This is a genomic window from Kitasatospora sp. CM 4170 (genome assembly GCF_032110285.1).
Classification (GTDB): domain Bacteria; phylum Actinomycetota; class Actinomycetes; order Streptomycetales; family Streptomycetaceae; genus Kitasatospora; species Kitasatospora aburaviensis.
This window is the reverse complement of record NZ_CP134877.1, coordinates 3,097,654-3,110,648: the sequence shown is the minus strand read 5'-3', so window position 1 is coordinate 3,110,648 and position 12,995 is coordinate 3,097,654. Positions and strand designations below refer to the sequence as shown.

Genomic DNA, 12,995 nt, shown 5'->3' with positions numbered 1-12,995 from the left:
CAACTGGCCGAGTACCTGGGCTGGACACTGTCCAAGGTCAGCAAGTTGGGGACCCGCAGGCAGACCTCCGTCCACGACGGCCTCAGGGCGTGGGCAGCGGGTGTCGGTCAGCCCGGCTCGGCATCCGACTCGCCGAGACCCACACCACCGCTCTGCTCCGGCCCACCGCCAGCTGCCCGCCTACCACCGGTTCATTCGAACCATCCAGCCCCCACCAGACACAACTTGAGCCCTGACATACCCGCGTCCGTAGCACCAGCCAGGCCAATAGCAGCGAGCACCTTCAGCCACGCTGGATGCCTACCGTCTCCTCCAGAACACCGCGCAGACCCTCTTCGGTCTGTACAAGTAGGCCACCAGCCACCTCCGCAACAGCCAGGTACCAGGAACCCGGGGCGAGTTCGACGCCGGAAGGACCGCCGTCCTCCCCCTGGAGCGCTCTCTGACACGGCACAGCAAACCAGAACGGGGTAAACGTACTGTCACCCACTTCATCCTGCTCGTTCCGGATGGGGTGGTGCAGTCCGGGGGACGAAAGAGGATACCCCGGTTGAGCTGCCATTGCAGCTGGTCCTATGTCTCCAAGGAAATATGTGGCCCGGTCAGTCAAGTACTTGCTCAGGCGTGTGGCGGCACGGTCCGCATCATCGGCGATGGCGCGAGAGGTCTCGCGTGTGAGTTGATCTCCGACCAGTACTTTCTCTCGGAGGTCAGCCGCGACGGCGTGGATGTCGCGGACAGCCGAGCCCTGTTCCTCAGCCTGGCCAGATGGCCTACCGAGCTTTCGGTGGACTTCCTCTTCGGAGGGCATGCCTAACCGGCCGAGGTTGTAAACCGCTTCGGTCAAAGCCTGCAGAGTCGGGCTCATGACGGCGTCGTAACTCTCCAGACTCATCGGCAAGGAAAAGCTCATGCCCTGAGCGATCTGGGTCGTAAGAGTGAGCCAGCTGCGGCAGCTCAGCCGTGCCCGAGCGATCGCTTCAAGCAACTCCTTCTTCTCCACCTCCACCGACGTCGACCGTTCGTCGGTGCGCCTTCGACGATCCGCGTAGATGCCTCCTGCCGCTCCAATGAGTGCGCCACCGATACCGCTGATGAGCCCGAACAGGGCAGAGGGATCTGACATGACATCACTCTCGCCTGCCCAGCGCCCTCGTCACTAGGAAGTGTTTGAGATGTGGTCACAGCGACTGCCGTATCAGGGTGAGTTGGATGGTCGCCTCGTAGCGGACGGCGAGTTTGTCGTATCTAGTGGCCACGGTTGCGTCCAGGGAAGTGGTGTACGGGTTCCACCCGTTCCGGGGGTTTCGTCCCGGTAGCGGGTGTCACCTGAAACGTAAGACGGCCACCGGTTGATCCTTCGAGATGTCTGACGTCACGAAGAGGAGACCAACACGATGACCGCACCCGACAGTCTGCCGTTCGCCGCCCTGTTGGAGGAGAACCTGGCCTCGGCGAGTCCCGACTTGTTGCGCGCGATGGTGAAGACCTTCGCCGAGGCGATGATGTCCGCCGACATCGACCGGGCCTGCGGCGGCGAGTACGGCCGACCGAGCGAGGACCGAGTCAACTCCCGCAACGGATACCGCAATCGGCACTGGGACACGAGGGTCGGCACGATCGACCTGGCGATCCCCAGGGTCCGCTCCGGCACCTACTTCCCGAGCTGGCTGCTGGAGCGCCGACGGCGGGCCGAACAGGCCCTGATCAGCGTCGTCGCCACCTGCTACCTCCTCGGCGTCAGCACGCGCAGGGTCGAGAAGCTCGCCGAGAGCCTCGGCGTCACCCAGCTGTCGAAGTCGCAAGTCTCCGAGATGGCCAAGCACTTGGACGAGCGCGTCGCCGAGTTCCGTAACCGACCGCTTGACCAGGGCCCCTACACGTTCGTCTGGGTCGACGCGCTCACCCAGAAGGTCCGTGAGGGCGGCCGCGTCGTCAACGTCCACTGCCTGGTTGCGGTCGGCGTCAACAACGAGGGCCAACGCGAAGTCCTCGGCCTGGACGTCGCCACCACGGAAGACGGCGCCGGCTGGCTCGCCTTCCTGCGCTCCCTGGTCGCCCGTGGGCTGACCGGCGTCAAGCTGGTGGTCTCCGACGCCCACACCGGCCTGGTCAACGCGGTCGGCGCGACGCTGCCCGGCGCGTCGTGGCAGAGGTGTCGAACGCACTACGCGCGCAATTTGCTCTCGCAGGTCCCGAAGTCCGCCCAGCCCTGGGTCGCCACCCTGCTGCGGACGGTGTTCGAACAGCCCGACGCGAAGGCCGTCCGGCAACAGATGGCGTCGGTGATCGCCGCACTGGACGAGAAGTTCCCCAAAGCCGCAGAGCACTTGGAGGCCGCCCGCGAGGACCTGCTCGCCTTCGCCGTCTTCCCCCGGACGGTCTGGAAGTCGATCTGGTCGAACAACCCGCAGGAGCGACTGAACAAGGAGATCCGGCGCCGCACCGACGTCGTCGGGATCTTCCCCGACCGCAGCTCGGTCATCCGCCTGATCGGCGCGGTCCTGGCCGAGCAGAGCGACGAATGGGCCGAACAGCGCCGCTACATCGGCTCCGAGATCCTCGGCCGCTGCCGCCTCCACCCGATCGAGGGAGAAACCCCCGACGAGACCATCCCGACCGCACTCACCGCATAGCCTGAAATCGGATCACCGAGTGGCCGTCGATACACCACTCCAGCGGACGTGACCCCGTGAGACCGCCCTCGGCGCGCAGCTCGCGAAGCCGCAGGGCCGAGGGCGATTCGAGCCTGTTGGAAGTCGGAGCTGACAAGCTGGACGGTACCTCAGTGCTGAACGTCCGACACCCACCGCCCGATGGACCGATGTGGCGTCTCCGGTCTCGACGTCCTCGTAGAGCGTCGGGCACCCGTTGGTCCCCGAGTTGCTTCTGATGTACCGCAGTCGTCGGCTCACAGCTGTTCCTCTCGCTGTCGGTCAGGCTGAATCAGGATGGCGCGAGACCGGTCCGAGGTGCGCGCTGATTCTCGAACATTCTCCCGAGACGACAACGGCCCCCGCCTGCCCTCGACCTGCCGATGTCCTCGAAGTGTCCGGCGTGGTCCCGGCCCAGGGCCGCATCAAGGCTTCGGTCTTCGTACGCTGTGCGTCGGGCGACGTCTTCGGGTCGTCCTCACGTTGAGGTCGCCGATCAGGCCGACCGTTGATGTTGAGAGGTGTCATGTGGGTAGCGTGGTAAAGATCAACGTGCTGACCGTTCCGGCCGAGCAGCGGGCGGAGCTGGAGAAGCGGTTCGCGTCGCGGGCCGGGGCCGTCGAGAACTCGGACGGCTTCGAGTGGTTCGAGCTGCTGCGCCCGGTCGAGGGGACGGACCAGTACCTGGTCTACACCCGCTGGCGCAGCGAGGAGGACTTCAAGGCCTGGATGGAGGGCCCCATGCAGGCGGCTCACCGCCAGGGCCCGCCGGCCGCCGAGGGCGAGGCGCCCAAGCGCCCCGCCGCGTCCGGCTCCACCCTGTGGTCCTTCGAGGTCGTCCAGTCGGCCGGCCCCAAGGCCTGAGGCTCCACCCCACCGGCGCGCCCCGGACACCCGTCCGGGGCGCGCCGGCGTCGGTTCGAGGAAGGGGCGGCCCGACGACCGGCACGATCAAGCTTCTCGCTCTGGCATCGTGACCAGGATCTGGAAGTGGCCGAGCGACATCCGCGCGGCCATCGAGATCAGCGACCATCACAAGGAGCTGCTGTGACCGTCACCTCCCCCGAGTTCGTGGCCGGCCTGGCGGCCGACGCCGAAGCCGCCGGCATCACCGGCTTCGTCGCTGCCGCGGTGATCAAGTGCGACAGCCGGGTCCTGCTCCTGCGTCGTAACCCCGACGACTACATGGGCGGGATGTGGGAGATTCCCTCCGGAACGGTAGAGGCCGGGGAAACCATCCTGGACGCCCTTCACCGGGAGACGGCGGAGGAGACCGGCCTGGCCATCGAGCAGGTGACCGGCTACATCGGGCACTTCGACTACCGGAACAGCCGGGGTGGCACCACCCGCCAGTTCAACTTCGCCGTCACCGTGGAGAAGACCGAACCGGTCGTCCTCACCGAACACGACGCCTGCCGGTGGGCACTCCCGGCGGACCTCCCCGAGGTCAGCGACGCAGTCCGCAAGCTGATCGCCTCCTGACCCCGAGCCGCACCCCGGAAGCTCTGCGGCGCGGCCCGTCTCTCGGCGCTCCGAGAGTCGGGCCGCGCAGGTGTCAGTGGCGGCGTCCAATTGAGGGCACCTACGTACCACAACGGCCAGGCACACAAGGCGCGTTGTCACAAGCGCCCTTGATCACATTCAGCACCCGTCTCTGGCGAGGCCATATGCGCTGGTCGGTGTGGGTGGCGCGTGCTCCCGGGTGGCCGGGCCGGTTCACTGACCCGGCCACCCCTTGCGGTTACCTGGCGGCGAGGAGTTCCCCACGCTCGACGGCGTTTCGCAGGACGGCCGCGATCTCCTGGGGCAGCAGGTTGACCGCGTCGAGGGCGTCGGCGGTGAGGGGGATCTCCTCCAGGAGGTATTCGCCGCGGTCCTCCTGGCTGAACTCGGGGCCGGTGCGGTCCTCGAAGCTCCACTTCTCGATGGTGGCGAGGTAGAAGTCCTGGCGCTCGTCGGAGTCCTCGATGGTGTGGAGGACGCTGACGATCTCGGCTTCGCCGGCGATCTCCTCACGGACCTCACGCCGCAAGGCGTCCTCGGGGCTGGCGTCGGTCGGTTCGATCTTGCCGCCGACGATCACCCAGTACGGGTCGATGCCGGGGCGGATGCGCTTGATCAGCAGCATGGTGTTGTTCGGGGTGAGGAGGACGGCGCGGACGCGGTGCTGCATGGTGGTCTGTCTCCTGTTCGGTGGGACGTGACGGTCAGTGGAGGAGCCGGCCTCCGTCGACGTGCGACGACTGGCCGGTGATGAAGGACGCGCTGGGACCGGCGAGGAAGCGACCGCGGCGGCGACGTCCTCGGGCCGCCCCCGGCGCTGGACGCACTGGCGGCGGATCTCGCCCTCCGGGCGTGCGCGGCGGTGGGCGGGCAGGTCGTTCTCCGCCTCGACCTGGATGGCTCCGGCTACGACAGTGTTCACGCAGATCCCGGCCGGTCCAAGTTCCGCCCTTCACCGGGAGACGGCGGAGGAGACCGGCCTGGCCATCGAACAGGTCACCGGTTACATCAGGCACTTCGACTACCGGAACAGCTGGGGCGGCACCACCCGCCAGTTCAACTTCGCCGTCACCGTGGAGAAGACCGAACCGGTCGTCCTCACCGAACACGACGCCTACCGGTGGGCACTCCCGGCGGACCTCCCCGAGGTCAGCGACGCAGTCCGCAACCTGATCACCCCCTGATCCAGAGCCGCACCCCGGAAGGTCTGCGGCGCGGCCCGTCTCTCGGCGCTCCGAGAGACGGGCCGCCGCCGTTGCCCGAGCCCGGGCCGGGTCCCCGTGCGGCTGGAAGCCCAGCGCATTCGGCGGACGGGTACTCAAACGGCGCGCCCCCGGTCGACCGTCCGGGGGCGCGTCAGTGTCAGGGGCGGCGTCCAATTGAGGCACGCACAACTTCTCGTCTGCACAAGCTGGCGCCTCGCCGATGCCTATTCCTTCCGGCCCTGGCCGCGCAGGGCCGGAGCGACTTCTCAGCCGGATTGGCGCTTGTAGTGGAGGCGCGGAGCGCGGTCAAGGTCCAGGATGAAGCCAGCGGGGATGGCGTCATCTCCAGGCCTCAACTGGAGGGTCAGTCGATAGCCTGGTCCGGTGTAGCTTCGCGATCCCGACGGGACCAGTGAGTCACTTGCGCCTCGGCGCCAGAGACGCAGAACTGTATTGCTACGGCTGAGCCGGAGCACCCCGGGCACGTCCGGGCAAGCGAAGCTGCCGAGATCGGTGCCGCAATCGGGGCCGGTCAGGGTCTCCTTGCATCTATCGCGGTTCGACTCATTTGGTCTCGCTGAACCGGTTCGTAAGGCCTGGGCGAGTGAGCGCTCCAAATTCGCGGTGGGATTCTGCAGGACTCTGGTGATGAGCGTCGCGGCGATGCGGTCGCCGATTGCGTGATTGTTGGAAAGGCAGATCACCCGCGTGCCTGTATCCACCATGTGGACTGCCGCGGAGAAGCCCTGCTCGTGGCCAAGGTGGAAGACGATGCGTTGCGCGCTCCTGAAGCCCCCGTACAGGCCGGCCCCGTATAGGTACGGAGCATGGTCGGCAGCTTGATACGGCACGACGTTCTGATCGGGCAGCTCGAGATCGGCCCGCTGCCAGCGATCGTGTAGGTGGCCGAGCCACCGATCGAGGTCGGCCGGGGTGGTCCAGAGGGAGCCGGGACCGGGCAGGCTGACGGGCTCGGCACTGTGCTGCCAGCCGCCGGAAGTGAGGTGGTAAGCGCTGGCGGCGCACGGGATGAGTTGTCGAGGATCAGACTTGAAGTGCGTGGCGTCCATGCCCAGTCGGTCGAAGAGACGTCTCCGGGCGAGGCTGGCCAGGTCCATTCCGTGGACGGTTTCGAGGAGCTTGGCTAGCAGGAGGTAGTTGGTGTTGCTGTAAAGGAACTGGCCTTCGGGGACTGCTCTCTGCCGCTGCCAGCAGGCAAGGCTGACCAGGTCATCGGCGGTGTAATGGTCGAGGTCACGGAGGCCAGCAAGGGAGACCAAGGACTCGGCGTCGCGAAGGCCGGATCGATGGGTGATCAGGTCGCTGATGGTGAGATCGTGGACTTGGAGCTCAGGGAGCAGCTGGTTCGCCTGTTGGTCGAGCGCGAGCATGCCATTCTGGGCGGCGAGCAGAACGAGGTGTGCAGTGATCTGCTTGGCGACTGAACCGACGTTGAATGCGGTGTTGGCGTCGATCGGGACTGCATGTTCGAGGTTGGCCAACCCGAAGTGCAGTTGGATGGCGTCTTCGCCAGGGCGGCGGAGCAGAACCGAGACTCCGGGCTCCGTCGCTCGCAGTACGCCGAGCCGGTGGCCGCTCACAGGGCGAGAGCCTGCAGGTATACGGAGTGCAGGCGAGTGCGTAGCCCGTCGTGGGTGATCAGTCGCAGGGCGCGGGCGTGCGAGATGGCGGTGTTGGCGAGTAGGCACCGCTGTTGGTCGAGATAGGCCGTGAGGTAGTCGTGGCGATCGCCGTCTGTCCGGGCGAGGACGCGAGCGGTGTAGATCATGGTGAGGGGGAAGGCCCAGCAGGCATGGAGGAAGCCGAAGGCCGGTCGATCGATCTGCTTCCACGGAGAGTAGAAGTGCTCGGCGTCACTGAGCTTGCACGCTGTCGCGGTGAGGGCGTCGTTGAGCCAGTTGTGGCCAGCCTCGTGGATCAGGTCCCGGGCGAGGACGATCGGGTCGCCGACGTGGTCGACGTAGATGGTTCCGGGCAGACGGGTAATGGTCCAGCTGTCCAGAGTGTCGCCGAGTCGTTTCGTGTGCAGCAGGCAGGCAACGACGGCGTGTCCCGCGAGGAGGTCGGCGAAGCCGTTGCCAGCGGCGATGGAGTAAGCGGAAACAGCGAGGCTCCTAAGGCCGAGCGGGGCCTGGACTGCCTCGGGCCGCAGGACGTAGTACGGGGTTTCGGAGATCGGTGAGCGTGGCAAGTCGGCAGGGTCGGGGCTGAGGATGACGCGCGGGCCGACGATGGTGGGGGTGAGCTTGCTGGTGGCTCCGGCATCGGGGTTGGCCGCGTACCAGTCGAACAGGGCAGAGTCGTTGCTGCGGGCTGCTGTCTCGGAGCCTTCGAGCACGTGGTGAGCCAGGCAGTAGTCGAGTGCGGCGTCGCCGATCGGGGCCGGCCGCACCGTCGGGTGGGTGACGCTGTGGATCTTTGTGATGCGGCTGCGGTGAAGGCGATTGATGGGCGGGAAGTCGAAGGCGACGGGTGCGTCCACGGGGTTCTCCTCGTCGGGTCAGGGCCCTGGGGCCGGTCCGGTCGGCCCAGCCCCAGGGGTGTTCACTGCCGGTGCTCGGAGCTCCGGCGGCTGGGTGATCAGGCGACGTCGCCCTCGTCGGTGGTCGGCCAGCCCTCGGCCGAGACGCTGGAGGTGTGCGCGGTGGTGCGGACGGTCTCGTCCTCGCCGCGCAGGTCCTCGACGGCGGCAAGGAAGTCACTAATGGGGGTGTCGATGTCCATGGAGTGCCTCTTTGGGTTGTTGGAGTGGAGTGGAAGGTGCTTGGGTTCGGGGCGGTGCTCTAGCCCTGTGCATTTCGGGCCCTTCTGGAGTAGGTGGGTCAGCTGCGGCTGGCTCGCCTGAGCGCGTCGCGCAGTTCGTCCATGGCTGGCCGGTCGGCCGGCGCATGGGCGAGGGCGGCCGCGACGATGGTCCCCAGGTCACACGGGCTGTTGGCGTGTTCGTGTGGTGAGCCGAAGCGGGGGATGTCCGCGCGTAGGTACCGGTAGGCGAGGACGCCGAGGCTGAAGACATCGGCAGCAGTGGTCGCGTGGTGGTAGCCGGTGGCGTACTCGGGCGGCCAGTGGACCTCGGGTCCTCGGGAGGTCGGTCCACGCGGGGTATCGGTGTGACGGGCTGCGCCGAGGTCGGTGATCAGCCCTCGGCCCTCGTGGATGAGGATGTTCTCCTGGTAGACGTCCCGGTGCACAATGCCGCGACGATGGAGTTCGCAGAGGCCGTCTGCGACGTCGGCGAGGATCCCCAATCCCTCACCGGACGGATCACCTCCCAGCAGCGCCTGGAAGTTGCCATCCGCGCAGTGCGGCATGGTGTACCAGTCGAAGCGTTCGCAGCTGCCGCGTTCCAGCATGGGAACCACGTGATTGGTTCCGCTGGCGGCCCGGGTGAGTTCGGTTTCGTGGAGGAAGTCGTAGCGGGCCAAGGCACGTTCGGCGTCGGTCAGTCGGGCGTACCAGTAGAAGCCGTATGCGGCCGGCTTGGCCGTGTCGTCGAGTTCGGCGAGGACGTGGTTGCTGCCAAATCCGGCCTTGAGGACGACGGGAGCCTGGCCGAGGCAGCTGACCTCGATGATGGTGCTGGCTCGGGTGAAGGCAAGAAGGTCGTGGACTTTCCAACCGGCGTCTCGGACCTGGTCAAGGACCCATGCTGCGGGGTGGAGGGGGTGCAGGTTCATCGGCTGTTTCCTGGATTCGGGGCGGCGGGAAGACGCTCATGCGGAGCCATTCGAGACAGGCGGAGGCCAGGTGGTTGAGGTCCTGTGTGGTGGCGCAGGAATGCCGCAGGACAGGTAGGCCGGTGGTCTCGGTCCATGCGTTGGCAGCCTGCTCGTACAGGTCAGCCAGCCGGTGGGAGGTGCCCAGGTCCTCGGCGAAGCGCCGGGCTGTCGCCCGAGCGGCAATTCGTGTGTTGCAGGTCTCGGGTGGTGTCGTGAGCAGAACGGTCAGCTGTGGCCAGGCAGTGGACTGTTCGGCGAGGCGTCCGACGAGCGTGCGGACCGGCTGCTGGTGGAGGAGGGCGAGCAAGGCGACGGTGGAGAGGATGAGCCGGTCGGCGATCACCGGGCCGAGCGTCAGGGCGGGAGTGAGGTTGAAGCGGGCGTGGAGGGCGAGGTCCCAGCAGGCGGCTTCCGACGCCTCGTCTGTGCTGTCGGCCGGATGGCCCGCACGGAGGCGGATGAGGGTTCGGGTGGCGGTCGGTGCGAGCCAGGAGAACTGGCCGGTGTGGCTGAGGACGATGCCGTCGGCGTGGGCGTCGAGGAGTAGACGGTCGCGCAGGGTGCTCTTTCCGGCACCTGCGATTCCTTCCAGGGCCAGCAGCACCGTGGTCACCTCCGGTCATCGATGGCGGAATCCGGGGCGGGATCGGCGATCAGCCAGCTGATGAATTTGGCGGCACGGCCGTGGAGGACGGGGACCGTGCCGTGGGTGAGTTGGGAGCCGTAGAGCAGAGCGGTGCCGGGGCCAGGCTCGACGTTCCAGCGGGTGCGGGGCATCTGCTGGAACCAGGTGGCGGAGTTGTCGGCGCCGTCGTGGGCGAGCCACATGCCGTCTGCGTAGCCGTAGTGGGTGGCGTCGGTGAGCCGCGTGTGCCAGAGCTGGTCGCTGGAAGCGGTCTCGACGTAGAAGCCGCCGCCGGCTTCGGCAGGGGTGATGACGACGCTGATACCGGCGATCTGGCGGGGCCAGTTGAGAGGGTCGGGGGCGATGCCGTCGAGGTGGGAAGTGATGTGTTGGCCGGGGCCGTACTCGACGTAGGTCCAGGGACGGCAAGCGGTGATGGAGGGCATGACACGGGCGAGAACCGGGCGGGCGCGCTCAAAGGCGTGCTGGAGCGCCACCTCGGCCTCGTCGGGGATGTGCGGGACCTCGATCCGACCGGCGGGCTCGTAGACGGCCATGACCTGCTCGGCGGTGTGGTCGGGGATTTCGTGGATGGAGACGTGGCGGTCGCTGCCGAAGCAAGCGCGGTCCCGGGCGGCCAGGAAGTCGTTCATCAGGGCGGTGAGGTGGCTCTGTTCGGCGAGGTCGATGAAGTTCTCGACGCTGCCGAAGCCGACGGTCTCGGCGATGTGGATCATTGCTGGCTCCTCTTCGTCTCACGTACGCGGTGCACGTCGTCCAAGGCGGTGCAGTGGTTGAGCCAGCTGACTACCGGGTGGCGGGCTGTGGTGAGGGGGGCCTGCCACAGGGCGAGCAGTTCGCCGATGAGCGGAAGGTTCTCGGCGGCGGGAGGCGGAGGGCTGCCGACGGTTGGGATGAGCGATGTGAGGGCGGAGCAGGCAGCGGTGTGCTGGGCAGCGAAGATGTGGGCGAGGCGGGCGGCAGCTGCTGTGCGGCACACCTGACGAAGGTGCTCGTCGGGCTGGGGCCGGCCGTAGGCGCGGTGTTCAGTGACGATCCAGGCGTCGGCGATGGCCGCGCCCGCGGTGGCGACCCGACAGGTGGCACAGCAGCTGTTATTCCGGCGAGGACACGGCACGTGGTGTCCGGACAAGGTGGCAGCGATCTCATCGAGGGCGATCCAGGCGGTGGTCGCGAGGAGGCCGTAGGCGGTGCGCCGGTGGGCGTCGGAGCCGTGGTTGCAGCACGCCTCGCCCCGGTCGTGCTCCTCGATAGGGGTGAACGCGGGCTCGATGAAGAGGCTGTGGAAGTAGACGATGCGACCGAGTAGCTGGTGCAGCGTGACGTCGTCGAGGCCCGTGGTCATGACCGTGTCTCCTCGGGCGAGCAGGCGCTACGTCCGGCTGGGACGGGGCAGGAACATGCAGGGCCGCGGCTCGGGTGTTCGTCGCGCAAAGCCAGGGCGAGCACGACCGTGGCGTCGTCCAAGTGGGCAAAGTAGTCATCCCAGCTGTGGCCGGCCCCCGGTTGGAGGGCGAGGTCGAGAACGGGCTCCACTGCCCCGGTGGTCTCGCAGGTCAGCATTGAACGGCCGAGCGTGACGGTGATGGCTGGCGGCAGTGCGGCTGCGGCCGCTACGGCGGCGCGGCACAGGGCAGAGGCGGCATCGGCGTACTCGTCCTGGTCACGGGCGAGGATGCCGACCTTGCGGACGGCGGGCTCCAGCTCGAGGTCCGTGTAAGCGTGTCCCTCGCAGCTGTCGTACGTGATGAGGTTCCAATGGCTGGTCACGGTGTGGACCAGGGACCAGACCCCCGGTTCGATAGCGTCGCGCCACTGAGGGTGAGAGGGGTCGAGGTCGTCGGCCTCGTGGACTCCAGGTCGCCCGATGGTGTTGATGTTGCCCTGGGAGCTGGTGCGCAGCCTGACGGTGTTGTGGGGTGGGGTGCGGTCGTCCCAACGGGCGGCGAAGCCAGCCACGTCTCGCATGCTGTTCGGGCTGCGGGGGCGCCAGCGCAGTGTTCGGCACCAGGCACCGTCGGGGTGGGCGGGCTGTGCGAGCAGGGCAGCCACGCCGTCGATCACGCGCATGCGGTGGTCGCAGTAGGCGTCCTGCCCGTCGACGAGGTTCATGCGCCAGTGGGTGGCGACGCACCCTCCGCCACAGGTGCTGCGGTAGTCGCAGGTCGTGCACCTCTGCATAAGGGCCTTGCCCTGGTTGAGGAGGGTGGAGCTCCGCTGGGCCCTAGCGACCTCGTGTTGGTCGTTCGTCGTGTCCAGGAGAGTGAGCTGGGCCTGAGGCCAGGGCAGTTCGTCGCAACTGCCGAGGCGGCCGTCGGGGTAGAGCGTGAGTACGTGGTCGCACTTGAGGTCGGAGAAGTGGCAGAAGCCTGTCCCGAGTCCGCGGAGTCGCCGGATGGCGGAGACGGCCGGTTCGAGCTTGAGATGGGCGAAGTAGCCGGCGCGGATCCAGCGCGCGGTGGCGGCGAGTACGAACTCGGCGTACTCATCGGGGTGGATCGCCCAGGCTGGTCCTCCGTCCGAACCCATGGCTGCTTGTTGGAGCAGGCGGCTGGCCGGGGCACGCCGACCCGTTGCCGCAGTGGGCCGGCGGATGGCGGTGTCGAAGCAGGGCACGAAGCTGACGGCGTTCACCGAGCCGAAGCCGGCGAGATGGTCAAGGACGGCTTCGGCCCGTCCCAGCACGGCCGGGGTCACAGCGGCGATCACTCCGACGCTGCGGCCCCGATCGCTCAGCAGGTTCAGAGCTCGGGCGATCCGAGGGTAGATCGGCCTGCCGTCGTAGCCAACTCGCCAGGTGTTGCCCTGGGCGTCGCCGTCCAGCGAGACGCCCACGTGCAGTGTCGGGCACAGATCCTCGAAGAGGTCCAGCCAGCCCTCGTCGAGCAGGACGCCGTTCGTTTGCAGGGTGATCCGAACAACCCTGGGCAGGGCGGAAAGCTCGCGGAGTATCTCGGCGATGTGTTCCTTCCCGGCGGTCAGCGGCTCACCTCCGTGGATCTCCACGGCGAGAGGGCGGCCTCGGAAGAGGGTGGCCAGGCGCCCGATCTGAGCGGCGTTGACCCGGGCACCTCCGGGCGCCTCCTTGCGCTTCTCGTAGCAGTAGAGGCAGTCGACGTTGCAGGTCTCGCCGCGAACCTTGACGATGACCGACACCGCGGTGCTGGTGTCGTCGGAGTCCAGGCTCCGATAAAGCCGTTCAATCCCGTGGTGGTGCCGTTCGATGGTGCGGTGCATCGGTTGCCTT

At 67.4% G+C, this 12,995-nt stretch carries 14 protein-coding genes; 4 read left to right on the top strand and 10 right to left on the bottom strand.

Annotated features, from left to right (window positions below; translation table 11 throughout):
• Positions 1–283 precede the first annotated feature (283 nt).
• Positions 284–1,126 carry a hypothetical protein gene (locus tag RMN57_RS12685; RefSeq protein ID WP_313763506.1) on the bottom strand — a complete coding sequence of 281 codons (843 nt, stop codon included), beginning with the start codon at positions 1,124–1,126 and terminating at the stop codon, positions 284–286.
• 271 nt (positions 1,127–1,397) lie between these two features.
• On the opposite strand from RMN57_RS12685, the gene RMN57_RS12680 reads away from it, so the two are divergent.
• From RMN57_RS12680 to RMN57_RS12670, 3 genes are all read left to right on the top strand, one after another.
• Positions 1,398–2,636, top strand: a complete 1,239-nt coding sequence (locus tag RMN57_RS12680; protein ID WP_313763505.1) for an IS256 family transposase — start codon at positions 1,398–1,400, stop codon at positions 2,634–2,636.
• 546 nt (positions 2,637–3,182) lie between these two features.
• Positions 3,183–3,518, top strand: coding sequence for an antibiotic biosynthesis monooxygenase (locus RMN57_RS12675; RefSeq protein ID WP_313763504.1), 336 nt, complete (start codon positions 3,183–3,185; stop codon positions 3,516–3,518).
• A 183-nt stretch (positions 3,519–3,701) separates the two neighbouring features.
• A complete protein-coding gene (locus RMN57_RS12670; protein WP_313763503.1) occupies positions 3,702–4,136 on the top strand; it encodes an NUDIX domain-containing protein in 435 nt (144 codons plus the stop codon).
• A 259-nt stretch (positions 4,137–4,395) separates the two neighbouring features.
• Here RMN57_RS12670 and RMN57_RS12665 read toward each other — a convergent pair whose 3' ends face one another.
• The gene (locus RMN57_RS12665) at positions 4,396–4,827 is read right to left on the bottom strand and encodes an NUDIX domain-containing protein (RefSeq protein ID WP_313763502.1); all 432 of its coding nucleotides are present in this window, start codon (positions 4,825–4,827) and stop codon (positions 4,396–4,398) included.
• 244 nt (positions 4,828–5,071) lie between these two features.
• Here RMN57_RS12665 and RMN57_RS12660 point away from each other — a divergent pair, with 244 nt between their 5' ends.
• Positions 5,072–5,341, top strand: coding sequence for an NUDIX domain-containing protein (locus RMN57_RS12660; protein ID WP_313763501.1), 270 nt, complete (start codon positions 5,072–5,074; stop codon positions 5,339–5,341).
• A gap of 287 nt (positions 5,342–5,628) precedes the next feature.
• On the opposite strand, the gene RMN57_RS12655 is transcribed toward RMN57_RS12660, so the two are convergent.
• The 8 genes from RMN57_RS12655 to RMN57_RS12620 form a co-directional block, all read right to left on the bottom strand.
• A complete protein-coding gene (locus RMN57_RS12655) occupies positions 5,629–6,963 on the bottom strand; it encodes a serine hydrolase domain-containing protein (RefSeq protein ID WP_313763500.1) in 1,335 nt (444 codons plus the stop codon).
• Entirely contained in the window at positions 6,960–7,865 is a 906-nt protein-coding gene (locus RMN57_RS12650) for an aKG-HExxH-type peptide beta-hydroxylase (RefSeq protein ID WP_313763499.1), read from the bottom strand. The genes RMN57_RS12655 and RMN57_RS12650 overlap by 4 nt, the downstream gene beginning before the upstream one ends.
• Before the next feature lie 98 nt (positions 7,866–7,963).
• Positions 7,964–8,107, bottom strand: coding sequence for a hypothetical protein (locus tag RMN57_RS12645; protein WP_313763498.1), 144 nt, complete (start codon positions 8,105–8,107; stop codon positions 7,964–7,966).
• Between the two features lie 98 nt (positions 8,108–8,205).
• On the bottom strand, positions 8,206–9,060 hold the full coding sequence (locus tag RMN57_RS12640; RefSeq protein ID WP_313763497.1) for a protein kinase domain-containing protein: 855 nt from the start codon (positions 9,058–9,060) through the stop codon (positions 8,206–8,208).
• Positions 9,020–9,715, bottom strand: coding sequence for a hypothetical protein (locus RMN57_RS12635; RefSeq protein WP_313763496.1), 696 nt, complete (start codon positions 9,713–9,715; stop codon positions 9,020–9,022). The genes RMN57_RS12640 and RMN57_RS12635 overlap by 41 nt, the downstream gene beginning before the upstream one ends.
• Positions 9,712–10,464, bottom strand: coding sequence for a hypothetical protein (locus RMN57_RS12630; protein ID WP_313763495.1), 753 nt, complete (start codon positions 10,462–10,464; stop codon positions 9,712–9,714). Before RMN57_RS12630 ends, RMN57_RS12635 begins: the two co-directional genes overlap by 4 nt.
• On the bottom strand, positions 10,461–11,093 hold the full coding sequence (locus tag RMN57_RS12625) for a hypothetical protein (protein WP_313763494.1): 633 nt from the start codon (positions 11,091–11,093) through the stop codon (positions 10,461–10,463). Before RMN57_RS12625 ends, RMN57_RS12630 begins: the two co-directional genes overlap by 4 nt.
• Positions 11,090–12,985 (bottom strand): radical SAM/SPASM domain-containing protein, encoded by a 1,896-nt coding sequence (locus RMN57_RS12620; protein ID WP_313763493.1) that lies wholly within the window; start codon positions 12,983–12,985, stop codon positions 11,090–11,092. The genes RMN57_RS12625 and RMN57_RS12620 overlap by 4 nt, the downstream gene beginning before the upstream one ends.
• Between the last annotated feature and the right edge of the window lie 10 nt (positions 12,986–12,995).

Bases quoted from the DNA above. Each gene is read 5' to 3' on its own strand.
- RMN57_RS12685 (WP_313763506.1), bottom strand. From the start codon at position 1,126: ATGTCAGATCCCTCTGCCCTGTTCGGGCTCATCAGCGGTATCGGTGGC.
- RMN57_RS12680 (WP_313763505.1), top strand. From the start codon at position 1,398: ATGACCGCACCCGACAGTCTGCCGTTCGCCGCCCTGTTGGAGGAGAAC.
- RMN57_RS12665 (WP_313763502.1), bottom strand. From the start codon at position 4,827: ATGCAGCACCGCGTCCGCGCCGTCCTCCTCACCCCGAACAACACCATG.
- RMN57_RS12645 (WP_313763498.1), bottom strand. From the start codon at position 8,107: ATGGACATCGACACCCCCATTAGTGACTTCCTTGCCGCCGTCGAGGAC.
- RMN57_RS12640 (WP_313763497.1), bottom strand. From the start codon at position 9,060: ATGAACCTGCACCCCCTCCACCCCGCAGCATGGGTCCTTGACCAGGTC.
- RMN57_RS12630 (WP_313763495.1), bottom strand. From the start codon at position 10,464: ATGATCCACATCGCCGAGACCGTCGGCTTCGGCAGCGTCGAGAACTTC.
- RMN57_RS12625 (WP_313763494.1), bottom strand. From the start codon at position 11,093: ATGACCACGGGCCTCGACGACGTCACGCTGCACCAGCTACTCGGTCGC.
- RMN57_RS12620 (WP_313763493.1), bottom strand. From the start codon at position 12,985: ATGCACCGCACCATCGAACGGCACCACCACGGGATTGAACGGCTTTAT.